This window comes from Solwaraspora sp. WMMA2059, from assembly GCF_027497315.1.
In the GTDB taxonomy this organism is placed as follows: Bacteria; Actinomycetota; Actinomycetes; order Mycobacteriales; family Micromonosporaceae; genus Micromonospora_E.
Genome location: NZ_CP114908.1, coordinates 5,046,811 through 5,070,632, shown reverse-complemented (window position 1 = coordinate 5,070,632; position 23,822 = coordinate 5,046,811). Strand labels below are relative to the sequence as shown.

The 23,822-nt window shown below is 72.0% G+C and carries 22 protein-coding genes and 1 tRNA gene; 16 read left to right on the top strand and 7 right to left on the bottom strand.

Annotation, left to right across the window (positions count from 1 at the left end):
- The first annotated feature begins 117 nt into the window (after positions 1-117).
- Together O7553_RS23180 and O7553_RS23175 are read left to right on the top strand one after the other, a co-directional pair.
- Positions 118-198 (top strand) — tRNA-Leu (locus tag O7553_RS23180).
- A 164-nt stretch (positions 199-362) separates the two neighbouring features.
- Positions 363-1,184, top strand: coding sequence for a Bax inhibitor-1/YccA family protein (locus tag O7553_RS23175; RefSeq protein ID WP_281551770.1), 822 nt, complete (start codon positions 363-365; stop codon positions 1,182-1,184).
- 86 nt (positions 1,185-1,270) lie between these two features.
- Here the strand turns inward: O7553_RS23175 and O7553_RS23170 are convergent, their stop codons facing one another.
- Positions 1,271-2,164, bottom strand: a complete 894-nt coding sequence (locus O7553_RS23170) for an IS982 family transposase (RefSeq protein ID WP_281551207.1) — start codon at positions 2,162-2,164, stop codon at positions 1,271-1,273.
- 77 nt (positions 2,165-2,241) lie between these two features.
- Here O7553_RS23170 and O7553_RS23165 point away from each other — a divergent pair, with 77 nt between their 5' ends.
- The gene (locus O7553_RS23165) at positions 2,242-2,559 is read left to right on the top strand and encodes a hypothetical protein (protein ID WP_281551769.1); all 318 of its coding nucleotides are present in this window, start codon (positions 2,242-2,244) and stop codon (positions 2,557-2,559) included.
- Between the two features lie 77 nt (positions 2,560-2,636).
- On the opposite strand, the gene O7553_RS23160 is transcribed toward O7553_RS23165, so the two are convergent.
- Both O7553_RS23160 and O7553_RS23155 read right to left on the bottom strand, forming a co-directional pair.
- Positions 2,637-3,443: an SGNH/GDSL hydrolase family protein gene (locus O7553_RS23160; protein ID WP_281551768.1), complete on the bottom strand. Its 807-nt coding sequence runs from the start codon at positions 3,441-3,443 to the stop codon at positions 2,637-2,639.
- 41 nt (positions 3,444-3,484) lie between these two features.
- Positions 3,485-4,564: an SGNH/GDSL hydrolase family protein gene (locus tag O7553_RS23155; protein WP_348650038.1), complete on the bottom strand. Its 1,080-nt coding sequence runs from the start codon at positions 4,562-4,564 to the stop codon at positions 3,485-3,487.
- 288 nt (positions 4,565-4,852) lie between these two features.
- Here O7553_RS23155 and O7553_RS23150 point away from each other — a divergent pair, with 288 nt between their 5' ends.
- Together O7553_RS23150 and O7553_RS23145 are read left to right on the top strand one after the other, a co-directional pair.
- Positions 4,853-5,209, top strand: a complete 357-nt coding sequence (locus tag O7553_RS23150; protein WP_281551767.1) for a YkvA family protein — start codon at positions 4,853-4,855, stop codon at positions 5,207-5,209.
- A gap of 121 nt (positions 5,210-5,330) precedes the next feature.
- Positions 5,331-6,707, top strand: coding sequence for a cystathionine beta-synthase (locus tag O7553_RS23145; RefSeq protein WP_281551766.1), 1,377 nt, complete (start codon positions 5,331-5,333; stop codon positions 6,705-6,707).
- 329 nt (positions 6,708-7,036) lie between these two features.
- Here O7553_RS23145 and O7553_RS23140 read toward each other — a convergent pair whose 3' ends face one another.
- Positions 7,037-7,591 (bottom strand): GNAT family N-acetyltransferase, encoded by a 555-nt coding sequence (locus O7553_RS23140; protein ID WP_281551765.1) that lies wholly within the window; start codon positions 7,589-7,591, stop codon positions 7,037-7,039.
- A gap of 729 nt (positions 7,592-8,320) precedes the next feature.
- Between O7553_RS23140 and O7553_RS23135 the strand changes: the two genes are divergently transcribed.
- Positions 8,321-9,388 carry a helix-turn-helix transcriptional regulator gene (locus O7553_RS23135; RefSeq protein ID WP_281551764.1) on the top strand — a complete coding sequence of 356 codons (1,068 nt, stop codon included), beginning with the start codon at positions 8,321-8,323 and terminating at the stop codon, positions 9,386-9,388.
- Positions 9,389-9,426: 38 nt separating this feature from the next.
- On the opposite strand, the gene msrA is transcribed toward O7553_RS23135, so the two are convergent.
- Positions 9,427-10,083, bottom strand: a complete 657-nt coding sequence (gene msrA, locus O7553_RS23130; protein ID WP_281551763.1) for a peptide-methionine (S)-S-oxide reductase MsrA — start codon at positions 10,081-10,083, stop codon at positions 9,427-9,429.
- Between the two features lie 136 nt (positions 10,084-10,219).
- Between msrA and O7553_RS23125 the strand changes: the two genes are divergently transcribed.
- The 3 genes from O7553_RS23125 to ilvA all read left to right on the top strand — a co-directional run bounded on the left by O7553_RS23125 (position 10,220) and on the right by ilvA (position 14,088).
- Positions 10,220-11,362 (top strand): cystathionine gamma-synthase, encoded by a 1,143-nt coding sequence (locus tag O7553_RS23125; protein WP_281551762.1) that lies wholly within the window; start codon positions 10,220-10,222, stop codon positions 11,360-11,362.
- A 117-nt stretch (positions 11,363-11,479) separates the two neighbouring features.
- Positions 11,480-12,871 (top strand): amidase family protein, encoded by a 1,392-nt coding sequence (locus O7553_RS23120; RefSeq protein ID WP_281551761.1) that lies wholly within the window; start codon positions 11,480-11,482, stop codon positions 12,869-12,871.
- Positions 12,868-14,088, top strand: a complete 1,221-nt coding sequence (gene ilvA, locus O7553_RS23115; protein ID WP_281551760.1) for a threonine ammonia-lyase — start codon at positions 12,868-12,870, stop codon at positions 14,086-14,088. The genes O7553_RS23120 and ilvA overlap by 4 nt, the downstream gene beginning before the upstream one ends.
- 44 nt (positions 14,089-14,132) lie before the next feature.
- Here the strand turns inward: ilvA and greA are convergent, their stop codons facing one another.
- Both greA and O7553_RS23105 read right to left on the bottom strand, forming a co-directional pair.
- Positions 14,133-14,633: a transcription elongation factor GreA gene (greA, locus tag O7553_RS23110; protein ID WP_278173899.1), complete on the bottom strand. Its 501-nt coding sequence runs from the start codon at positions 14,631-14,633 to the stop codon at positions 14,133-14,135.
- Positions 14,634-14,785: 152 nt separating this feature from the next.
- A complete protein-coding gene (locus O7553_RS23105) occupies positions 14,786-15,220 on the bottom strand; it encodes a DUF4307 domain-containing protein (protein ID WP_281551759.1) in 435 nt (144 codons plus the stop codon).
- A 127-nt stretch (positions 15,221-15,347) separates the two neighbouring features.
- Here O7553_RS23105 and mca point away from each other — a divergent pair, with 127 nt between their 5' ends.
- From mca to purE, 7 genes are all read left to right on the top strand, one after another.
- Entirely contained in the window at positions 15,348-16,232 is an 885-nt protein-coding gene (gene mca / locus O7553_RS23100) for a mycothiol conjugate amidase Mca (protein WP_281551758.1), read from the top strand.
- 51 nt (positions 16,233-16,283) lie between these two features.
- Entirely contained in the window at positions 16,284-16,541 is a 258-nt protein-coding gene (locus O7553_RS23095) for a hypothetical protein (RefSeq protein WP_281555822.1), read from the top strand.
- Between the two features lie 465 nt (positions 16,542-17,006).
- Complete coding sequence (locus O7553_RS23090) at positions 17,007-19,415, top strand: bifunctional diguanylate cyclase/phosphodiesterase (protein ID WP_281555712.1); 2,409 nt, start codon at positions 17,007-17,009, stop codon at positions 19,413-19,415.
- On the top strand, positions 19,412-20,014 hold the full coding sequence (locus O7553_RS23085) for an HAD family phosphatase (protein ID WP_281551757.1): 603 nt from the start codon (positions 19,412-19,414) through the stop codon (positions 20,012-20,014). Before O7553_RS23090 ends, O7553_RS23085 begins: the two co-directional genes overlap by 4 nt.
- A gap of 80 nt (positions 20,015-20,094) precedes the next feature.
- Positions 20,095-22,143 carry a thioredoxin domain-containing protein gene (locus O7553_RS23080; protein ID WP_281555711.1) on the top strand — a complete coding sequence of 683 codons (2,049 nt, stop codon included), beginning with the start codon at positions 20,095-20,097 and terminating at the stop codon, positions 22,141-22,143.
- Positions 22,144-22,155: 12 nt separating this feature from the next.
- Positions 22,156-23,331 (top strand): 5-(carboxyamino)imidazole ribonucleotide synthase, encoded by a 1,176-nt coding sequence (locus O7553_RS23075; protein WP_281551756.1) that lies wholly within the window; start codon positions 22,156-22,158, stop codon positions 23,329-23,331.
- Positions 23,328-23,822, top strand: coding sequence for a 5-(carboxyamino)imidazole ribonucleotide mutase (gene purE / locus O7553_RS23070; RefSeq protein WP_281551755.1), 495 nt, complete (start codon positions 23,328-23,330; stop codon positions 23,820-23,822). Before O7553_RS23075 ends, purE begins: the two co-directional genes overlap by 4 nt.

Here is a 23,822-nt window from a genome sequence, read left to right as displayed (position 1 = left end):
ACCGGCCGGGCTGCGTCCGGCTGGGCGCGACCCGCTACCGTGACATCTGCCGTCGCGTACCAGCGCGCGGCGTGTCGGCGATCGGGTCCGACCGGGTGCACCCCGGCCGACCCGCCGGCCCGGGTGGTGGAATGGCAGACACGGCTGCCTTAAAAGCGGCTGCTGAAAAGCGTGCGGGTTCGATTCCCGCCCCGGGTACTCGGCGTCACCTGGTGCCGTCCGAGCCCGGCCCGTTGGTCGGAGCCCGCCCGGTTCCACCGGTCAGAGCCCGCCTTCGGCCGGCGGTACTGCACGGTGTCGATCGAGCCGTCTACCCTTGACCTCACACCATCGTGTGACAACCCCCTGAGGGAGGCTGGACAGTGAAGACATCCAACCCGGTCCTGGCCCGGCTCGGCCAGGCGGCCGAGCGGGAGCGGGCCACCGGGTACGCCCCCGCCGGTCCCTACGGGCAGCCCGGCACCGGGCAGCCATATCCGACGCAGGCCGGTCACCCGGCCGCGCCACCCACCGTCGCGCCGATGACGGTCGACGACGTCGTCGTCAAGACAGTCACCCTGCTCGGCATCACCGGGCTGTCGGCGGCGGCGGCCTGGATCCTGGTCCCCGACTCGCTGCTGTTCGGCGCCTGGATCGGCGCCGCGATCGTCGGTCTGGTGCTGGGGCTGGTCATCTCGTTCTCCCGGGTCGCGAACCCGGCGCTGGTGGTCACCTACGCCGTCGTCGAAGGTGTCTTCGTCGGTCTGGTCAGCAAGTTCTTCGAGGTGATCGCCGGCTACCAGGGCATCGTCCTGCAGGCGGTGGTAGCCACCTTCGGTGTCTTCTTCCTGATGGCCGCCCTCTACAAGATGAAGGTCATCCGGGCCACCCCGAAGTTCACCCGTGGCCTGATCGCCGCGATGGTCGGCGTCTTCGCGGTCATGATGATCAACCTGGTGTTGTCGCTCTTCGGCGTCGACACCGGGCTGCGTAGCGGCGGTCCGGTCGCCATCATCTTCAGCCTCATCTGCATCGTGGTCGCCTCGCTGAGCTTCGTGTTGAGCTTCCACGAGGTCGAGGAGGGCGTCCGGCTCGGCCTGCCGCAGCGCTACTCCTGGACCGCTGCGTTCGGCATCCTGGTCAGCCTGATCTGGCTCTACATCGAGATCCTGCGCCTGCTCAGCTTCTTGCAGGGCGACGACTGACCGTCCATCAGCGCCGCGCCGCGCCGTACTGTCGGCGCGGCGCGGCGCGTCGTCGCCGGCACTAGACGAGTTGTTCCGAAGTCCCGTCAGTGGTCGTAGGCGATCAGGGACCGGGTGACGGGTGCGCCGGTCTTGTTGTTGTGCCAGATCGCGGCGGCCATCGCGAGGAGTCGCTGGGCCACCCGTACGGCGACGCCGACGAAGGTCCGCCCACCGTGTTCCTCAAGATCAAGCTGGCCCTTGAGGGTGTCGTTGACCGACTCGATCAGCTGCCGGACCTTCTTGAGCATCGGTTCGCCGTAGCGGGCCTTCTCCCGCTTGCGTGACGGGCGTAGCAGGGTGATGCCCTGGTCGGCGAGTTCCCGCTCGAGTGGTCCGGACGCGAAGCCCTTGTCGCTGATCAACAGGATGCCGTCGTGTTCGGCGACGACACCGGCCTCGACCTCCAGCATCGCGGCGAGGACCTCCCGCTCGCCGATCTTCGGGTTCGCCAGGGCCCACAGGATCGGCATCCCGGTCGGGGTGCAGACCAGGTACAGGCGCAGTCCCCAGAAGAACCGGGAGTGGGAGGCGCAGTAGCCGTATCCGGCCCAGCCGGCCAGGTCCGAACGTTGCACGGTGGGGCGGGACATGCCGCACGGCACCGGGGTGGAGTCGACGATCCAGTGGTTGTCGAACCAGAAGTCGCTGTCGCGGGCCAGGTTCCGGATCGTCTTCTTGATCAGCGGGAGGGCGGCGCGGAGCCGTTTGTTGTAGCCGGGCCGCTGCGGTAGGTAGGGGAACATGCCGGCCAGGTGGACCCGGGCGTAGCGGATCCAGCGGGCTTCGGAACGGGCGCCGAGCAGGACCTGCGCCACGGCCAGGCAGACCAGTTCGGAGTCGGTCAGCAGTGGTGGTCTGCCGCGCCACCGGGGCGTGCGGATGCTGTCGTCGATCTTCACGTACAGTGCGGTCAAGAGGGTGTCCAGGTCTTGCGTCACAACATGATCTTGGATGCCCTCTCCTCATGCCCGGACATCGACCCCTGACTTCGGAACTACTCGTCTAGACTGCGGCGGTGGCCGCAGCGCACCTGACCCGCCTGGTCGACCTCCTGGTCCGGCAGGTGGCCCACTGGGAACAGCCCCGATGGGCGGTGGCTGACGGCCACCGTGCGGACGATTTCCACGATCTGGTGCAGTACCTTGCCGATGTGGGCGCGGCCGCCGAAGGGCGGCCCGGCCGGCAGGTACCCCGGCTGAGCCGGGACACCGCGCTGCCCGACCAGTTGCGGGTGGTCGCCGCCGACCTGATCCGGGCGGCACCCGACCCTGCGGTGCTGGAATCGGCGGCGGCTGCGGTGCGGCGGCTGCGCGGCCGGCTCGAAACGCCCTGACCCGTCGCCGGAGCACCGGAAACACCCAGCCGACCGGCACCCTGCCCGGACCGTTGCGGCCAGTGGTACGCGGTGGGTCAGCGGTGCGGGGCGGTGTTCGCCGCCGCGAGTACCGCCGGAAGCAGCGCGTGCGCCCAGATCCGGTATCCGTCGGCCGACGGGTGGTAGCCGTCATGGCAGTAGGTGTTGGGGTCGGCGCGGAACACCGCGCCGGTCTCACCGGCCAGGTCGACCACCCGGGCGCCGGCGTCCCGGCCGGCGCGGGCCTGGGCCCGGGCGGTCCGCCGGCCGAGCAGCCCGGCGAGCTGACGCAGCGGCGGCGCGATCGCCCGGGCGGCGCCGAGGTCCGGGCAGGTGCCGACCACCACTTCCGTCCCGGCACTACGGAGCCGGCGTACCGCCGCAGCGAGATGAACCGCCGACTCACCGGGCCGGCGCAGCGCGGCCGCGTCGTTGGTGCCGATCAGGACGACCGCCACGTCCGGTCGTTCGCCCAGCAGCGCTCGGGCGACCTGGGTGGCCAGGTCCCGTGAACGGGAGCCGGCCACGCCGACGCTCGACAGCAGGACCCGGCGCCCGGCGACCGCCGAACCGCCTTCGTGCTCGGCGAGCAGCCGGGCCAGCTGGCCGCCGACCGTGTCGGCCACCCGGTCCACCCCCACTCCGAGGGTCACCGAGTCGCCGAGCAGCACCAGCCGCAGTGGCGCGCCGCTGGCCGGACCGAGCGCCACCCGTACGGCCAGCTCCAACTCCGGCTGGGCGTACCGGCGGTGGCGGGCCAGCAGCGCCTCTCCGGCCAGCAGCGCGGCGCTGCCCACCGCACCGGCGGTGACCGCGGCGGCGGTGACCCGGCCTATCCGTACAGCGATGTTTCTCGACGTCACGGCGGTCACCTTCCGTCGGTACGGTTGCGGTCGCGCACGGCTCAGTCCTGCTGTCCGGCGGCGGACAGGCCTACCCGCTGATCGGAGGATACGGCCGACTTGCGGTGGTCGCCGTCCCGATCGCCGCCCGGCGGACCGAACAACCAGTTGAGCGCGGCGGTCTGCCAGGATCGGCCGGCGAACCTCGGCCGACGGCGCAGCCGGGCCCAGCGGCCGGCTGGACCCCGTTCCCGGCCGGCCACCCGGGTGCCGCGGACCTCGGTGCCGGCGTGGCGGACGGCCTCGTGCGCGGCCTGGGGCAGCGTCCGCACCTTCTCCCGGCCGGCGACGCCAGCACGCGCCGCGGTGCTGGCGCCGAGCGCGCCGAGCGCCGCCGGCAGCAGGACGGCGGCGGCCATGGCATACCCCTCAGCCGAGGGGTGGAACCGGTCCCAGGAGTAGAGCCGACCCGGTTCGGCGGCGAACCGTGGACCGAGCAGGTCGCCGAGGGAGACCGTCCAGCCGCCGGCTTCGACCACCGCGACGGTCTGGGCCGCGGCGAGTTGTCGGCTCCACCGACGGGCCAGCCAGCGCAGCGGCGGTTTGATCGGTTTGATCGCGCCCAGGTCCGGGCAGGTACCGACGACCACCTCGGCCCCGGCTGCGCGCAGTTGCCGTACCGCGTCGACGAGGTGCCCGACCGCGACCTCCGGCGGGGTGCGGTGGGTGACGTCGTTGCCGCCGATCAGGATGACCGCGAGGTCCGGTCGCAGCTCCAGCGCCGCCTCCACCTGCGGGACCAGGCCGACCGACCGGGCACCCACCACCGCCAGCCGGTGCAGCCGGACCGGTCGCCGCTGCCGGCGCGAGATGCCGGTGGCCAGCAGCGCGCCGGGGGTCTCCCGGGGGCGGTGCACGCCGTAGCCGGCGGCCGACGAGTCGCCGAGCACCACCAGGGTCAGCGGCGGTCCGGGCAGCCGGGAACCGTACACCCCGTCGCCGCGTGGCGGCGGTGCCTCGGCCAGCGGGATGATCCGCCGGGCCTGCTTGGCCTGCCCGTAGAGGGTGCCGGCGGTGGCCACCGCGGCCGCTGCGGCGGCGCCGGCTCCGAACGCCACCAGCCGGACGGCCAGTGTCGCCACGGTCCGGTCGGTCGGACGCGTCCCCGTACCACCCGTGCCCATCGCGCCCCCCCCGCTGCGATCCGCTGCTGCCGTCGTGCTAGGTCCTTCGAGATTATCTCGGCACGCGGTGTCCGGCTCAGCCCGATTCTGGCCGGGGTCCACCGGCCTGGGGACGCGTGTCCGGCGACATTTGCCGATCCCGGGCATCATGGAGGGCAGGACACCACGGGTCGACGACCGGGGCACGGCCGGCGGCCGGTGGACACACATACATCCGGCAGGCCCGGTGACGAGGAGGTGGCCGCGATGGCCAGGACACTCAAGCGGGCGGCGGCGTTCGCGGCGCTGGGGCGGGCACTGACCGCGGGCACCCGCGGTGGTCCCTCACTCGGGCGGCGGCTGGCGGCGCTGCCCCGGATGATCCGGGCAACGATGCGCGGCGACTACGACGGCGGCCTGCGGCTGGCGTTGATGACCGCGGCCGTGGCCTACGTCGCGTCCCCGTTCGACCTGGTGCCGGAGGCGATGCTGCTGATGCTCGGCATCGTCGACGACGCGCTCGTGGTGACCTGGCTCGCTGGCACCGTGCTCGCCGAAACCGAACGCTTTCTGGACTGGGAGGCCCGGCGCGATTCGGTGGTGCCCGGTCAGGTGGTCGGCTGAGGTGCCCGGGCACCAGTAGGCTGACCGCGACATACTCCACCGCCGGCAGCGGGCTGTTGTCGGCTGACGACCTCAAACCGACGATGGCGCCTCGCCGGCGTCAGCAGAAGGGCACAACGAGGTGCGTTACCACGACAGCGTTGTCGATCTCATCGGCGACACCCCGCTGGTGCGGCTGCGCAACGTCACCGCGGGGATCTCCGCGACGGTGCTGGCCAAGGTCGAGTACTTCAACCCGGGCGGCTCGGTGAAGGACCGGATCGCGCTGCGGATGGTCGAGGCCGCCGAACAGGCCGGGCTGCTCCGGCCCGGCGGCACGATCGTCGAGCCGACCAGCGGGAACACCGGCGTCGGCCTGGCGCTCGTCGCGCAGCTGCGCGGCTATTCGTGCGTCTTCGTCTGTCCCGACAAGGTCAGCGAGGACAAGCAGAACGTGCTCCGGGCGTACGGTGCCGAGGTGGTCGTCTGTCCGACGGCGGTCGCGCCGGAGGATCCCCGCTCGTACTACCAGGTGTCCGACCGACTGGCGGCGGAGATTCCCGGCGCGTGGAAACCGGACCAGTACGCGAACCCGGCGAATCCGCAGTCGCACTACGAAGGCACCGGGCCGGAGTTGTGGACACAGACCGAGGGGCGAATCACCCATTTCGTCGCCGGGGTGGGCACCGGAGGGACCATCTCCGGGGTGGGCCGCTACCTGAAGGAGGCGTCCGGCGGTGCGGTACGGGTGGTCGGCGCCGACCCGGAGGGCTCGGTCTACTCCGGCGGGTCAGGGCGGCCGTACCTGGTTGAAGGGGTGGGGGAGGACTTCTGGCCGCAGACCTACGACCGGTCGGTCTGTGACGAGATCGTGGAGGTCTCCGACCAGGAGTCCTTCGAGTTGACCCGGCGGCTGGCCCGGGAGGAAGGGCTGCTGGTCGGTGGCTCGTGCGGGATGGCGGTCGCGGCGGCGTTGCGGGTGGCCCGCCGGGCCGGTCCGGACGACGTGGTTGTGGTGCTGCTGCCGGACGGCGGACGCGGCTACCTGTCGAAGATCTTCAACGACGAGTGGATGGCCCGGTACGGGTTCCTGGGGGTAGAGGCGGCCGAGCCAACGGTCGGCGACGTGCTGGCGGCGAAGCCGGGCGGCCTGCCGGAGCTGGTGCACGTGCACCCGACCGAGACGATCCGGGACGCGATCGACTACATGCGCGAGTACGGCATCTCGCAGCTGCCGGTGCTCAAGGCGGAGCCGCCGGTGGTGACCGGCGAGGTGGCCGGGTCGATCGCCGAGCGGGATCTGCTGGACGCGCTGTTCAGCGGCAAGGCGCAGCTGCACGACACGATCGAGCGGCACATGGCGCAGCCGCTGCCCATGGTGGGCGGTGGCCAGCCGGTACGCGACGCGGTGGCGCTGCTGGCCGGCACCGACGCGGCCCTGGTGTTGGTTGACGGCAAACCACGTGGGGTGATCACCCGCCAGGACCTGCTGGCAAACCTGGGAAAGTCCGGCCGATAGTCGCACAATGTGTCCGGTTGATCGCTGGCGACTGGGGTTGACTAGAGCCATGGAAGCGCTGCCCCGGCACGGTCCGCCACCGGGGCAGCCGACCATGGTGCTTCACCACTGCGGTGACCCTGGGCGCCCGCCAGCATCCCGGGGTCCCGCACTGTTGCCCGCCCACACCGATCAACCGGCACGCCTCCGCCGGTTGAGCGCCTTCGGCCAGGCGTTTTCCCCCGGTTAGGGCGGGCAGTGCCGGGCGAGAGTGCGGGGCTGGACGGAACCCCCGCAGCAGCGGTCCCGTACTCTCGCCCGGCTTCAGCCCGCTGCGGCGGCGCGGCCGGTCAGCCCGCTGCGGCGGTCGGTGTCACCGGCTCAGCTGCGGCGACCGTGAGGTCACGCGCGTAACGCAACTGCGGAGTCGACACCGGCCCGAGCCAGCCGTCCCGGCGGACCCCGTCCGGGTGCCAGCCGCCCGCTTCGTAGAAGTTTCGGGCCCGGTGGTTGGCCGCGTACACCCAGAGCACCGCGCGCTGGCACCGGCGCTCGCGCATCGTGCCCAGCGCGTCGCGGATCAGCGCCCGGCCGACACCGCAGCCCTGGTGCTCGGGGTCGACGTGGATCGCGTACAGCTCAGCGGTGGCCGGCTCGCCGTCCTCGTGCGGCCCGACGTAGGTGAACCCGATCAGCCGCCCCTGATGTTCGGCGACCGTGAGCCGGTGCGTGTCGCGTTCGTGGCTCCACCGCTCGACCCACCACCGCGCCGTGACGTCGGCGCCGTAGGTCTCCAGCGCGGCATCCGGCACGATGCCCTGGTACGCGCTGAGCCGGGACCGGTGGTGCAGGTGACCGACCGGGGCGATGTCGTCGAGGATGGCCGAGCGCAGGGTGACCGCCATCCGGCCGAGCCTACCGGCATGAAACGACCCCCGGGGCTTCCGCGTCTTCGACGCGGGCCGGCTGGACTGGGCCGGCACCCCGGGGGTCGGGTGGCTGTCGTGGATTCGCCGCACCGCTGCCACACGGTCTCGACGATCGGAGCTGTCAAGGACAGCGGCTAGCGGGCAGCCACCTCACGAGTCCTATAGCTATACAACGCTGGACCACCTCCTTTCCCGTGTACGGCCACGCTAGCCGGCTGGCGCGGCGGCCGGCAACGATTTTTGCCGCCGGCCGAGGCGACGGCGCGGACCAGCTCGGCCGAGGCGACGGCGTGGACCTCGGCCGGGCTGGGCCGGCCATCACCGACGGTGACGAATAGTTACTCTGCACTTACTTTGAGTGGTTAATGACAATAATTGATTAAGGTCTTAGTCTCGGGTATCACCTCACTGGAGATCGGATGAAGTCGGCCCGGACTTGTCCAGCGCGGTCGACATCTGCCATCGTCTTTGCCGTATGGTGTACCGGATCCCAGATCGTTGGTGCACATGGTGGCCTGTCACTGGCATGCTGGTCGATGGGCCGCGAGGTCGGCGGGCCGTTGCGCCGAGTCGGTGGAGGTTCGGTCCAACGCGTCCACGCGCCATCCCCGCAGCCTCTGGCCAATAGAGTCAGGGGCAGTCGAAGGTCAGGAAAAGCGCGGCTGGGTTTTCAGCAGGTCTTCAATACAGGTGGGCAGGCGGAATATGAGCGATACGGGTGAGACCCTGAGGAAGGCCCGGGAATCCGCTGGTGTCAGCTTGGCGAAAATGGCCGCGCTGAGCCACTTCAGCAAGGGCCACCTGTCGAACGTCGAGGCGGGGCGGCGGACAGCGACGGCCGACGTGGTGACCGCCTACGAGCAGGTCTTGGGGGACCATATGCAACGTCGGGGCCTGATCACCGGGCTCGCCGCCGCGGTGGTGGCACCGGCCGCCGTCTCCGAGTTGATCCATCGCGGCTTCACCGCGGCGCTCGGCGACCCGGCGGCCGAGGAACAGTGGCAGGATCGCGCCGCCAATCTCGGCCGGGACTACATGTCGGTCGGCGCCGGTGAGCTGCAGGACCGGATTGCCAGTGACCTCGTCGTGCTGCAACAGCAGCTCGGCACTCCGGTGATGTGGGGGCTGGCCGCCCGTTTCCTCAGCGTCTACGGCAAGACCACCGGGATGGCGCAGGAAGCCGTCCGGTGGTACCGACTTGCCGCGGTCAGCGCGGATCGCAGCGGCGACCGGACCGTGCAAGTCTGGGTCCGCGGCCGCGCCGCGCTGGCCCTCGGCTACGAGGGTGCTGCCCTCACGGTCGCGCAGGACCTGGCCGATCAGGCCCTCGCGCTGACTGACCGACCATCGCTCGGGCGGCTCAACGCGTTGATGGCCAAGGCGCACGTCGCCGGCGTCCGTGGCGACCGGATCAGCGCATTGACACACCTGGACGAGGCCCGCCGGGTCTTCGACCAGACCGGCTCCGCCGAGCAGATCTCCGACTTCGCCGTGCCCGAGTGGCGGATGGCGATCTTCACCAGCATGCTGCTCGCCCGCCTCGGCGACCCGGCCGCGGTCGACGCCCAGGAGTGGGCGGTCCGGACCCGGCCGGCCAGCCTGGCCCGGTTCGCCACCCACATCGAGCTGCACCGTGGGCTGATGCTGGTCAAGTCGGGTGACCGCGTCGAAGGGCTGCGGCACGCCCGGTCGGCGCTGGCGAGTCTGCCACCGGCCAAGCACAGCCAGTCGCTGCGGTTGATGCTGCGGGAGGTGGAGCGGGCCGCCGCCTGATCGGCGGCGGCCGGCTGCGGGTCAGTGTCGGCGGCGGCTCAGTCGGCGCTGCGGGCGACGCCCACCGGGCAGGTCATCCCGTTCGGCCCGTGGTTGCAGTAACCACCCGGGTTCTTGTGCAGGTACTGCTGGTGGTAATTCTCGGCGTAGTAGTACTCGCCGAGCGGCCGGATCTCCGTGGTGATCCCGTCCCGGCCGGCCGCGGCCACCACCGGAGCGAATGCGGCCCGGGAATCGGCGGCCTCGGTCGCCTGCTCGGCGTCGGTGGTGTAGATCGTCGACCGGTACTGCGTACCGACGTCGTTGCCCTGACGCATGCCCTGCGTCGGGTCGTGGTTCTCCCAGAACACCTTCAGCAGGTCGGCGTAGCCGATCCGGGCCGGGTCGTAAACCACCTGGACGACCTCGGCGTGCCCCGTCCCGCCGGAGCACACCTCCTCGTACGTGGGGTTCGGCGTCTCGCCGCCGGCGTACCCGACCGAGGTCGACACGACCCCGGGCAGTCGCCAGAACAGCCGTTCGGCTCCCCAGAAGCAGCCCATCCCGAAGACCGCCACCCGGGTACCGGCCGGCCACGGGCCGGTCAGCGGCGTACCGAGCACCGCGTGCCGGTCCGCCACCGGTATCGGCCGGTCCCGGCCGGGCAGGGCCTGCCCAGGTTCGGGCAGATTCGCTTTCATCGGTCGCAGGAACACCGTGCGACTCCTCTCGTTCGTGGCCTCTCGGACAACACCGGCGGGGGCCGGCTCGTTCCCGCCGGGGTACCCGCAGGTCGGGTGGGCATCCGTCCCACCGGCGGTGGCGCTCGGAGCGATGGCCTAGCCTCGTGCCATGACATACGGGTTCGACACGGTCGCCATCCACGCCGGGCAGGAGCCGGAGGCCCGGACCGGGGCGGTCGTGCCGCCGATCTACCAGACCAGCACGTACGCTCAGGACGAGGTGGGTGTGCCCCGGTCGGGCTACGAGTACAGCCGGTCGGCCAACCCGACCCGGGACGCGCTGCAGGAATGCCTGGCCGCGATCGAGGGGGGCCGGACCGGGCTCGCCTTCGCCAGCGGTCTGGCGGCTGAGGACACGCTGCTGCGTACCGTCTGCCGGCCCGGCGACCACGTGATCATCCCGGACGACGCGTACGGCGGCACGTTCCGTCTGTTCGCCAAGGTCGCCGAACGCTGGGGACTGGCCTGGACCGCCGCGCGGATCTCCGACGTCGACGCGGTCCGGGCTGCGGTACAACCCGGCCGTACCCGGATGATCTGGGCGGAAACCCCGACGAACCCGCTGCTCGGCATCGCCGACATCGCCGGGCTGGCCGCCCTGGCCCGCGACGTCGCGGCGCGGCTCGTGGTGGACAACACCTTCGCCTCGCCGTACCTGCAGCAGCCGCTGGCGCTCGGCGCCGACGTGGTGGTCCACTCCACCACCAAATATCTCGGTGGACACTCCGACGTGGTCGGTGGCGCGCTGGTCGCCGACGATCCGGAACTCGCCGCCGAGCTGGCCTTCCACCAGAATGCCATGGGCGCGGTCAACGGACCCTTCGACGCCTGGCTCACCCTGCGCGGAATCAAGACCCTGGGCGTACGGATGGAGCGGCACTGCGACAACGCCGAACGGGTCGTCGAATTCCTCGACCAGCACCCGGCGGTACGCCAGGTGCTCTACCCCGGACACCGCGACCACCCCGGCCACGAGACGGCGGCCAAGCAGATGCGCCGGTTCGGTGGGATGGTCTCGTTCCGGGTGGCCGGTGGGGCGGCGGAAGCGGTGCGGATCTGCAACCGGGCCCGACTGTTCGTCCTCGCCGAATCGCTCGGCGGGGTCGAATCGTTGATCGAACATCCTGGACGGATGACCCACGCGAGCGCCGCCGGCTCGCCTCTTGAAGTCCCCGGCGATCTCGTGCGACTGTCTGTCGGAATCGAAACCGTGGACGACCTGCTGGCCGACCTGGATCAGGCGCTCGGCTGAGGATCCGTCGGCGAGATCCGACGGGCGGGCCCACTGCGGGCCGGCCCGACACCCGGGCGGGTCCGGCGACGGGTCCGCACAGCGACGCGAACCGCGTACCGGCTGCCTGGAGGTGCCGTGCACGACATCGTACCGACCTGGGTCGGGACCACCGCCCGGCAGATCGCCCGGGCCGTACGCCGGGGTGACACCTCGGCGACCCGGGTCGTTGCCGATCATCTCGACCACATCGCCCGGGCCGACCCGGAGCTGTCCGCCTTCCGCGCGGTCCGTGGCGGCGAGGCCATCGTCGAAGCGGAGAAGGTCGACGAGCAGGAGGACCTGGCGAACCTGCCGCTGGCCGGGGTGCCGGTGGCGATCAAGGAGAACACCCCGGTCGCCGGGCTGCCGACCTGGCGCGGATCGGCCGCCGCGCGGACCCCGGTCGCCGAACACGACCACGAGATCGTCCGCCGGATGCGCGGTGCCGGCGCGGTCGTCGTCGGGGTGACCCGGATGCCGGAGCTCGGGCTCTGGGCGACCACCGACGACGCCACAGCGACCAGCCGCAACCCCTGGCAGCTGTCACGCACCCCGGGCGGTTCGTCGGGCGGCGCGGCGGCGGCGGTGGCCAGCGGCATGGTGCCGATCGCGCACGGCAACGACGGATTCGGCTCGATCCGGATCCCGGCCGCCTGCTGCGGCCTGCTCGGGCTCAAACCCGGCCGCGACGTGGTTCCGCGACAGCTCGGCACTGAGGACTGGTTCGGCCTCACCGAGCACGGCATCCTGACGACCTGCGTGGCGGACGCCGCCACCGGCTTCGCGGTGCTCGCCGGCCGGCGACCGGAGAAGCTGGTCCAGCCGGGCCGGCTGCGGGTGGCGGTCTCGCTCACCTCGCCGGTGGCGGGGCTGCGGGCCGACGCGGCCAACCGGGACGCGGTGGCGGCGACGTCGCGGCGGCTCACCGAGGCCGGCCACGATGTGAGCGGCACCGAGCTGCACTATCCGGCCTCGCTGGGACTGCGGGGACTGTCCACCTGGTTCGCCGCCGCGGCCGAGGACGCCGCCGCCGGCCGGGCCGGTGGCCGGGACCTGCAGCCACGGACCCGTCGGCACGTCGCGCTCGGCCGGTGGGCACAACGGCGCGGGTACGTGCGGGAGGCCGACCGGACCGCCTGGCGGGACCGGATGACCGGGTTCTTCACCGACCAGCGAGCCGACGTGCTGCTGACGCCGGCACTGGCCGGCACCCCGCCGGCCGCGACCGGCTGGGCGCGCCGGTCGTGGGCGGCGAACATGTGGAGCTGTGTTCGGTACGCCCCGTACGCCGCGCCGTGGAACATGGCCGGACTGCCCGCGTTGGTGGCGCCGGCCGGGCTGCGCCCGGACGGCCTGCCGGTCGGGATCCAGCTGGTCGGGCCGCCCGGCTCGGAGCTGTTGCTGCTCGCCGTGGCCGGCCAGCTGGAGATTATGGCATCGTGGCCCCGCCACGCCCCGTCGTGGCCGAGAGTGGACAGCCCGATATGACGGAACTGGTCGGACTGCCGGACGTCCTCGCCGCCCGGGACGTCCTGGCGGACGTGGTACGGGTGACTCCGCTGGAGCCGTCCCGCCCGTTGACCGCCCTGCTCGGCGGGCCGGTCTGGTTGAAGTGCGAGAACCTGCAGCGGGCCGGCTCCTACAAGGTGCGGGGCGCGTACCTGCGAATCTCCCGGCTGACTGAGCGGCAGCGGCGGCGCGGGGTGGTCGCGGCCAGCGCCGGCAACCACGCCCAGGGCGTGGCACTCGCCGCCGGACTGCTGGACATCGGCGCGACGGTGTTCATGCCGACCGGCGCGCCGCTGCCGAAGGTCGCCGCGACCAGAGGGTACGGTGCCGAGGTCGAGTTCGCCGGCACCACCGTGGACGAGGCGCTGGACGCAGCCCGGGAGTTCGCCGACCGGACCGGTGCGGTGCTCATCCACCCGTTCGACCATCCGGACGTCATCGCCGGTCAGGGCACCGTGGCGCTGGAGATCCTGGAGCAGTGCCCGGAGGTCACCACCATCGTCACTTCGGTGGGTGGCGGCGGGTTGATCTCCGGGATCGCGGTAGCGGTCAAGGCACTGCGCCCGGACGTACGGGTGATCGGCGTGCAGGCGGACAGCGCGGCCGCGTACCCACCGTCGCTGGCCGCCGGTGCCCCGGTGCGGTTGGCCGACTACCGTACGATCGCCGACGGTATCGCCGTGGGACGCCCCGGTGACCTGACGTTCGCGCACGTCAGCAAGTTGGTCGACGAGATCGTGACGGTCTCCGAGGAGGACCTGTCGCGGGCGCTGCTGATGTTGCTGGAGCGGGGCAAGCAGGTGGTCGAACCGGCCGGCTCGGCCGCGGTGGCAGCGCTGTTGTCCGGCGCGGTGCGGCCGGCCACCCCGACGGTCGCGGTGCTCTCCGGCGGCAACATCGACCCGTTGCTGCTGTTGCGGGTGATCGAGTACGGCCTGGCCGCCGCCGGCCGGTATCTGCGATTCACCGTACGGTGCGGCGACCGGCCTGGCGAGCTGGCCGCGCTGCTGGCACTGATCGCCGAGCAGCGGGCGAACGTGGTCGACGTCGATCATCAGCGGCGCAACCCGCACCTGCGGTTGGGTGAGGTCCAGGTCGGCCTGTCGGTGGAGACCCGCGGCCCAGAGCACTCGACCGAGCTGGTCGAGGTGCTCCGTGATCGCGGCTACCAGGTGGCGTTCGCCGCCGCTGACTGACCCATCCTCGGTTACTGACCCGCTGCCGCTGCGGCGGCCGCAACTCAGCCGGCGAAGGGCTCGAACTTGTCGACAGTGACCTTGATGTCCGCGCCGCTCGGCGCGGTGTAGGTCACCGTCTGACCCTGCCGGCTGCCCAGAATGGCCTGACCGAGCGCGGACTCCGGGCTGTAGACGGTCAGCTCGGTCGTCGAGGAGATCTCCCGGGAGCCGAGCAGGAAGGTCTCGGTGTCGGCGGGATCGTCATCAAAGTGGATCGTGACGACCGTGCCGGGCGCGACGCTGTCCGCGTCTGGTGCCTCGCCGACCTTGGCGGTACGCAGCAGCTCCTGCAGGTAGCGGATCCTGGCCTCCTGCTTGCCCTGCTCCTCGCGGGCAGCATGGTACCCGCCGTTCTCCCGCAGGTCGCCTTCCTCCCGACGGGCATTGATCTCGGCGGCCATCGCCGTCCGTCCGGCGATCAGCTCGTTGAGCTCGGCCTGGAGCCGGTCGTAAGCGTCCTGGGACAGCCAGGTGGTGGGCGCCTCGCGGTCGGTCGTGGACACAGACGATCTCCTTGTGGGCTTGCGGGCGGTCGAGGTCGAACTACCAACGTACCAGCGATCCGCACCGAGGTGCCGGGGTTGCAACGGCCCGGGTGCCGACCGCCGGGTCGCCACCCGCCTCGGCGGGTGTGGCGAGGGTCACGCTCGGCTGGTCAGCCGGCGGGTCGGCAGCGTGGCACCTCGCCCAGGAACGCGACTCGTTCGGTGGCCAGCCGGTACGTGGTGCGGACGTGTCGTTCGCCCGGTTCGGCCCGGATGGTCACCTCGGACCGGCCCACCTCCGCCCCGTCCCGCGACCGGGCCCTGACCAGGCAGGTCGTCGCACCGCCGGGGGGCACCGTGACGGCGAAGTCGATGGTGATCCCGTCCTCGGTGGCCTCGGTGTAGGTGATCACCTCGGGCTGGTGCAGCGGGTCGCCGTAGAGCGTGTAGAGCCGGCCGGCGATCGCCGTCCCGACCAGCACCGCTACCGCCGTGAGCAGCGCGACGAGCCACGGCCGGCGCGTTCGGGGCGCGCGTCGTCGTCCGTACCGCCCGGGTGGGAACATGGCGGCGGTCGGTGCGGTTGTGGCGGACGTGTCGGTCACCCGGGACGGAACTCCTTGGCGGACGTGTCGGTGGGGTCGGCGAGAATGGTCGACGGGCCCATTGTCGCAGCCGGGCCCGGACGCCGCCGGCAGGGGATGTCAGGCACGGGATGAGGGAGCGTTTTCGTTGGCTGAGCAACTGCGTCTGATGGCGGTGCACGCCCATCCTGACGACGAGTCCAGCAAGGGTGCCGCGACGATGGCCCGGTACGTCGCGGAAGGTGCCCAGGTGCTGGTGGTGACCTGCACCGGCGGGGAGCGGGGCAGTGTGCTGAACCCGAAACTCGACCGGCCGGACGTGTGGGAGAACATTGCCGAGATCCGCCGGGCCGAGATGGACGCCGCCCGGGCGATCCTCGGCGTCGAGCAGGCCTGGCTGGGCTTCGTCGACTCGGGTCTGCCCGAGGGTGACCCGCTGCCGCCGCTGCCGGATGGGTGTTTCGCCCTGGAGCCGCTGGAGGAGGCGGCCGGGCCGTTGGTGCGGTTGATGCGGGAGTTTCGTCCGCACGTGGTGACGACCTATGACGAGGACGGCGGCTATCCGCACCCGGACCACATCATGTGCAACCGGGTGAGCGTCGCCGCGTTCGAAGCGGCCGGTGACCCGGCCCGCTACCCGGGTGTCGGTGGTGAGCCGTGGCAGCCGTCGAAGCTGTACTACTGCATGAGCTTCACCAGGGCGCGGATTCTCGCGCTGCACGAGGGGATGCTCGCGATCGGTCGGGAGTCGCCGTACCAGGAGTGGATGGACCGGTGGGAGGATCGTCCGGACAAGGGCGACCGGATCACCACCCGGGTCGACTGCGCCGACTACTTCCCGGTCCGCGACGACGCGCTGCGCGCGCACGCCACTCAGGTCGATCCGGACGGCTTCTGGTTCCAGGTGCCGATGGAGGTGCAGCGGCAGGCCTGGCCGACCGAGGATTTCGAGTTGGTCCGGTCGTTCGTCGAGAGTCCGAAGCCGGAATCCGACCTTTTTGCCGGGATTCGTGAGGGGCTCGGCCGATCCTGATGCGCCGGGCGTACCGTGTAGTCGACGTCGGCGACGCAGAGGGGTCCGATCGTGCTGAGTGCTGTCCATGTCCTGGCGGTGAACAACTTCGGGGACACCCGCAGCGGTGGTCTGGCCGGGCCGATGGGGCTGTTCCTGCTCCTGCTGCTCGCCGCCGCGACGGTGTTGCTGATCCGGAACATGAACGCCCGGCTGCGTCGGCTGCCCGAGCGGTTCGACGACGCGGCGCCGGGCGGCGGGGCGGCGCCGGGCGAACGCAATGTCCTTGATCCGACAGAAGGCGACTCGCGTCCAGGATCCCCTTTGTAACCGCTTACATGCGCTCTCACCAGGGACTTTTCTCCCCTCCAGTGGGCTCCCGCCGGTAAACCGGCCCAGTGGCCCCTGTTGCCGGAATCGGCTTTGGCTTAGCCTTCCGCCGGGGACCTTCAGTTCCTCCGACCGCGCGCGGAAAGGGGCGACCATGGATCGCACAGCTGTCGTCCCTGGTCGTACGGAACGGACGCGAGGGATACTCACCATGGTCGGCCGCCCCCGCCGGGCACCGGTCCACGGCTCGGCGGTCACCGGGAGTGACCCGTGACGTCGGCGCGGCCGGAACCGGCTGCGACCGCGCACGAAGCGGCGACCGGAGCCCCTGACGGCGGGGGCCAGTGGCGGCTGCCCGTCTTCACCGTCGCCGTCCTGGTGGCCGCCGTCGCCACCATCGCCATCGGGCTGCTCACCGGGCCGGCTCGGCAGGCGTCGGCTCTCCCGGCCCCGGCCGGTTTCGCGATCGTCGCGGCACTGCTCGGCGTCGCGCAACTCGCCCGACTGCGGTTCCGCATCGGCACCGGCACGGTCAGCTTCACCTGGGGCGAGGCCGCCCTCATCGTCGGCCTCTACATCCTGCCGGTCGGCTGGCTGCCCGCCGCCGCCGCCGTCGGCGTGGGCATCGCCTGGACCCTACTGTCGATCTTCTCCGAGCCCCGTACGGTGCCGGAGATTCTCCGGGTCACCGCGTCGCTGACCGTCGCCGTCGCGGCGGCCGGCGTCGCCGCCCGGGCGGTTGCCGACCCGTACGCCCAGCAGCTCACCCCGCTGCTCGCCGCCGCCATGCTCCTCGGCGGGCTGGTCTATCTGCTGATCACCGCCGCCCTGGCCACGGTCGCCCTGTCGCTGCGGCACGGCCGGCCGTTCGTCGCCACCCTGCTGCACGCGCTGCGCAACAAGCTGCTGATGTTCGTCGGCAACGTCCTGGTCGGGCTGGCCACGGTCGGGATGCTCGGCCACGATCCGCGTTGGCTGCTGCTGCTGCCCCCGGTGCTGTGGCTGCTGCAGCAGACCTACGGACACCGGCTGCGGGTCGAGGACGAACGTCGGGCCTGGCAGGAGTTCGCCCGGGCGACCCGGGCGCTCAACCAGCTCGACGAGCCGGCGGTCGTCGGTGCGGGGGTCGCTGGCGGGCTCACCCTGTTCGGCGCCGAACGCGTCGAGATCGACGTGCGGCAGGTCGACGGCAGGCTATGGCGCTACGTCGGCGACGCCGACGGCGGGTTGCGCCGGTCGGAGCCGCCGGCCGACCCCGTCGACCCCGTGGCGGCGGCTGAGGACCTCGCGGACGATGATGCTGCGGACGACGCAGCCGACCAGATGCTCGTCCACCCGCTCACGGTCGGCCGGACCGGCGTCGGTGAGCTGCGGATCCACCTGCCGGCCAGCACCATGCCGAGGTCCCGGGACCGCAACGCGCTCTCGGCCTTCGGTGACGCGCTCGCCGCGGCCCTGCACGACGCTGCCACCGACCGGGCACTGCGCCACCTCACCGACCGGACCATGCACCGGTCGATGCACGACCCGGTGACCGAGCTGCTCAACCGGGCGGCGCTGCTCACCAAGGGCGACGTCGCCCTGCACCGGCTGGAGCACGACCATCCGGTCGCTCTGCTGCTGCTCGACATCAAGGGCTTCAAAGAGGTCAACGACACCCTGGGTAACGCCGCCGGTGACGAACTGCTGCAGTCCGCCGCCCGGCGGCTCAGTGACCGGCTCCGCCCCGGCGAGCTGCTCGGCCGGCTCGGCAACGACGAGTTCGCCCTGCTCCTGACGTCGCTGAGCCCGGCTGCCGCCGGCTGCGTCGAGCGGACCTCGCCGACCGCGGTGGCGATGCGCCGGGCCCGCGAGATCACCGCGATGCTGGCCGAGCCGACCGAGGTCGCCGGTGTGCGGATGTCGGTCGAAGGCGCACTCGGCGTAGTGGTCGCCGGTGCCGGCACCGCCGACATGAATGAACTGCTTCGTCGGGCGAACATCGCGATGAGCCATGCGAAGGCGATCGGCGGCAGCGTCGCCGGCTACGACAGCGCGAAGGACGCCGCCAACACTGATCAGCTTGCGCTGCTGGCCGAACTGCGCGCCGCGCTGGACGTCGACGACCAGCTCGAACTGGCCCTGCAACCGGCGGTCGACCTCGCCACCGGCGGGCCGACCGGGGTGGAGGCGCTGATCCGGTGGCGGCATCCGCGGCGCGGCCGGCTCACCCCGGTCCACTTCGTCAGAGCGGTCGAGGGCAGTGAACTGCTCGCCCCGTTCACCCGGTACGTCGTCGACCGGGCGTTGTCGGCCGCCGCCGAGTGGGCGGCACACGGCATCGACGTACCGATCTCGGTCAACATCTCGGCCCGGAGCCTGCTCGACCCGCAGCTGCCAGCCGAGATCGGCGAGCTGCTGCGCCGCCACCAGGTCCCGGCCCACCGGTTGGTGCTGGAGATCACCGAGACGGTGGTGATGAGCGAGCTGGAGATCATCGACGAGGTGCTGGCCAGCCTCCGGGAGATGGGCGTCCAGCTCGCCGTCGACGACTTCGGCACCGGGTTCTCCTCGCTGGCCTTCCTGACCCGGGTCACCGTCGACGAGCTGAAGGTCGACCGGTCCTTCGTGGTCCGGATGGCCGACTCGCCACGCGATGCCGCCATCGTGCGGCACACCGTCCGGCTGGGCCGGGAGATGGGCCTGCGGGTGGTCGCCGAGGGCGTGGAGACTGCCGACCAGCGGGCCACCCTGGCCGCCCTCGGCTGCGCCGCCGCGCAGGGCTACCACTTCTTCAAGCCGATGCCCGCCGACAAGGTGCTCGCGGTGCTCCGGTCCCTGGCGGACTCCGCGCAGGCCCAGATCTACCCGCTGCGCGCGGACGGTGCGTCGTGACCGGCGGGCCCAGCGGTGCCGTCCGGGACTGGTTGGTTTTCGACTACGGCCAGGTCATCTCGCTGCCGCAGCCGCCGGGCGCGGTAGCCGCCATGGCCGAGCTGGCCGGGCTGCCGCAGGCCACCTTCGACGAGGGGTACTGGCGGCACCGGGACGCCTACGACGCCGGCTGGCCGGCCGAGCGCTACTGGAGCCACGTGGTCGGTCGGCCGCTGTCCGCCGACGATCCGCTGGTGGCCGAACTGGACCGGGCCGACATCGCCAGCTGGTCGCAGCTGAATCCGCGTACCGTCGAACTCGTCACCGGCCTTGCCGCCGACGGACACGGCTTGGCGCTGCTGTCCAACGCCCCCGAGTCCATCGCCACGGCGATCGACTCGGCCGACTGGGCGGCGGTGTTCCACCACCGGCTGTTCAGCTGCCGGCTGGCGTTGACCAAACCCGATCCGGCGATCTTCGCGGCGCTGCTGCACCGGCTCGGCGCGCCTGCCGACCGGGTCACCTTCGTCGATGATCGGCCGGAGAACGTGCAGGCCGCCGCCGAGGCGGGCCTCACCGCGCTGCGATACCCGGACGTTCCGGTTTCGACCCGGCGGTGAGCCGCCCACCGACTGGCTATGGTCGGAACGTGCGACCCCACACCGTCGGGGTCGTGCCACGACCCCGAGGAGCGACCAGCGTGAACCGGCTCGGCGAGGCGACCAGCCCGTACCTGCAGCAGCATGCCGACAACCCGGTCGACTGGTGGCCGTGGTGCCCGGAGGCATTCGATGAGGCCCGCCGCCGGGACGTGCCGGTGCTGATCTCGGTCGGGTATGCGGCCTGCCACTGGTGCCACGTGATGGCGCACGAGTCGTTCGAGGACGACGCGGTCGGGCAGCTGATCAACGACAATTTCGTCGCGATCAAAGTGGACCGGGAGGAACGCCCCGACGTGGACGCGGTCTACCTGGCCGCGACCCAGGCGATGACCGGTCAGGGCGGCTGGCCGATGACCGTGTTCGCCACCGCCGACGGCACCCCGTTCTTCTGCGGGACCTACTTCCCGCAGGCGAACTTCGTCCGGCTACTCCACTCGGTCGGCGCCGCCTGGCGCGACCAGCGCGACGCCGTGCTGCGCCAGGGGGCCGCGGTAGCCGAGGCGGTCGGCGGCGCGCAGGCCGTCGGCGGGGCGACCACGCCGCTGACCGCCGACCTGCTCGACGCCGCAGCGGTGACGCTGGGCAAGGAGTACGACCCGACGCACGGCGGGTTCGGCGGGGCGCCGAAGTTCCCCCCGCATCTCAGCCTGCTCTTCCTACTGCGGCATCATCAACGCACCGGCGCCGCCGACAGCCTGGAGATCGTCCAGCACACCTGCGAGGCGATGGCCCGGGGCGGCATCTACGACCAGCTCGCCGGCGGCTTCGCCCGGTACGCGGTGGACAGCACCTGGACCGTGCCGCACTTCGAGAAGATGCTCTACGACAACGCGCTGCTGCTGCGGGTCTACACGCTGCTGTGGCGGCTCACCGGCGACCGGATGGCCGGCCGGATCGCCCGGGAGACCGTCCGTTTCCTCGCCGAGGCACTCGCCGTACCCGGTGGTGGATTCGCCTCCGCGTTGGACGCCGACACCGGCGGGGTCGAAGGCGCCAGCTACGTGTGGACCCCGCAGCAGCTGATCGAGGTCCTCGGCGAGGCCGACGGCCGGTGGGCGGCCGACCTGTACGGGGTGACCGGCGACGGCAGCTTCGAACACGGCACCAGCGTGCTGCGGCTGGCCCGCGACGTCGACGACACGCCACCGCAGCAGCTGGACCGGGTCCGGGCGGCACTGCGCCGGGCCCGGTCGGCCCGGCCGCAGCCGGCCCGCGACGACAAGGTGGTGACGGCCTGGAACGGCCTGGCGGTCACCGCGTTGGTCGAGTTCGCCACCGCCGCCGATGCCCTGACCGGTGCCGACGGGACCGGTGCCGACGATCTGACCGGTGCCGCGGCCGGCACCGACGGCGACGTCGAGCTGGCCACCGAGTTGGCGGTCGCGACCGGTGCACATCTGGCCCGTACCCACCTGGTCGGCGGGCGGCTGCGCCGGGTCTCCCGGGACGGTCTGGTCGGCGCGCCCGACGGGGTGCTCGAAGACTACGGCTGCCTCGCCGAGGCGTTCTGCTCGCTGCACCAGCTCACCGGGGAACGCCGATGGCTGGACCTCGCCGGTGAGCTGCTGGACGTCGCGCTGGCCCGGTTCGCCGCCGACAACGGCGGCTTCTACGACACCGCCGACGACGCCGAACAGCTGGTCGCCCGGCCGGCGGACCCGACCGACAACGCCACCGCGTCCGGGCTGTCAGCCACCGCCGCCGCGCTCACCGGGTACGCGGCGCTGCGCGGCGCCCCGCAGTACCGGGCCGCCGCCGAGGCCGCGCTGGCCACCGTCGCGCCGGTCGTCGCCCGGCACGCCCGGTTCACCGGCTACGCCGCCGCCGTCGGCGAGGCGTTGCTGTCCGGTCCGTACGAGATCGCCGTGGTCACCGAGGACCCGACCGGTGGCCCGCTGCTGCGGGCGGCGCGGCGGCACGCGCCGCCCGGCGCGGTGGTGGTGGCCGGTCGTCCCGACCAGGCCGGCGTACCGCTGCTGGCGGACCGGCCGATGATCGGCGGGGCGTCGACCGCGTACGTCTGCCGGGGCTTCGTCTGCAACCGGCCGGTCACCTCCGTCGCGGACCTGGTCGCGCAGCTGAGTTAGGCTGTCGCCGCAATGGATACCCGTACCGGACTGCCCGTCGTCGGCATGGTGGGTGGTGGGCAGCTCGCCCGGATGACCCACCAGGCCGCGATCGCGCTCGGCCAGTCGCTGCGCGTGCTGGCCCGCACACCGGAGGACGGCGCCGCCCTGGTCGCCGCCGACGTGCAGTACGGCGAGCACACCGACCTCGCCGCGCTGCGTACCTTCGCCAAGGGCTGTGACGTCGTCACCTTCGACCACGAGCACGTGCCGGGCGAGCACATCCGGGCGCTGGCCGCCGATGGCGTGCGCCTGCACCCGGGGGCCGACGCGCTGCGCTGCGCCCAGGACAAGGCGGTGATGCGGCGGCGGCTGACCGAGCTGGGTGCCCCGGTGCCCCGTTGGCGACGGATCGGCTCGGTAGACGAGCTGGCCGCGTTCGGTGCCGAGGCCGGCTGGCCGGTGGTGGTCAAGACCGCGCGCGGCGGCTACGACGGCCGCGGGGTGTGGCTGCTGGACACGCCGGACGAGCTGGTCACCGCCGGTCTCGACCCGGCCGACCCGTCAGCCGACCCGGCGGTGGAGCTGATCGCCGAGGAGCGGGTGAAGCTGGTCCGCGAGCTGGCGGTGCAGGTGGCCCGCTCCCCGTTCGGTCAGCTGGCGGTCTACCCGGTGGTGGAGACCGTGCAACGGGACGGCATCTGCGTCGAGGTGCTGGCGCCCGCACCGGCCCTGCCGCAGCCGCTCGCCCTGGCGGCCCAGCAGCTGGCTATCGACCTGGCCAGCGCGCTCGACGTGGTCGGGCTGCTGGCGGTGGAGCTGTTCGAGGTGACCGGTGGCGGTGGCCTGGTGGTCAACGAGCTGGCGATGCGGCCGCACAATTCCGGGCACTGGACGATCGAGGGCGCGCGTACCTCCCAGTTCGAGCAGCATCTGCGGGCGGTACTGGACTATCCGATGGGTGACACCGGGCTGACCGCCCCGGCGGTGGTGATGGCGAACGTGCTGGGCGGCGCGGACGGCGGGATGGGCATCGACGAACGGCTGCACCACCTGTTCGCGACCGACCCTGGCGCGAAGGTCCACCTGTACGGCAAACAGGTCCGGCCGGGCCGCAAGATCGGCCACGTGACGGTGCTCGGCGAGGATCTGACCGACGTCCGAAACCGGGCCGCCCGGGCCGCCCGCTGGCTGCAGGAGGGGCGATGATCGGCGTCATCATGGGCAGCGACTCGGACTGGCCGACGATGCGGGCCGCCGCCGAGTCCCTCGCCGAGTTCGACGTCGAGCACGAGGTACGGGTGATCTCGGCGCACCGCACCCCGCACGGCATGCTCGACTACGCCGGCAACGCCGCCGACCGGGGCATCCAGGTGATCATCGCCGGGGCAGGCGGCGCGGCCCACCTGCCGGGCATGGTCGCCTCGGCGACCCCGCTGCCGGTGATCGGGGTGCCGGTGCCGTTGAAACATCTGGACGGGATGGACTCGCTGCTGTCGATCGTGCAGATGCCGGCGGGCGTGCCGGTGGCCACGGTGTCGATCGGTGGTGCCCGCAACGCCGGCCTGCTGGCGGTGCGGATCCTCGCCGCCACCGACCCAGGGCTGCGCGCCCGGATGCTCGCCTACCAGCAGGAGCTGGTCGAGCTGGTCGCCACGAAGGACGCCGCGCTGCAGGCGTCACACGGCGGTACCGCCTAA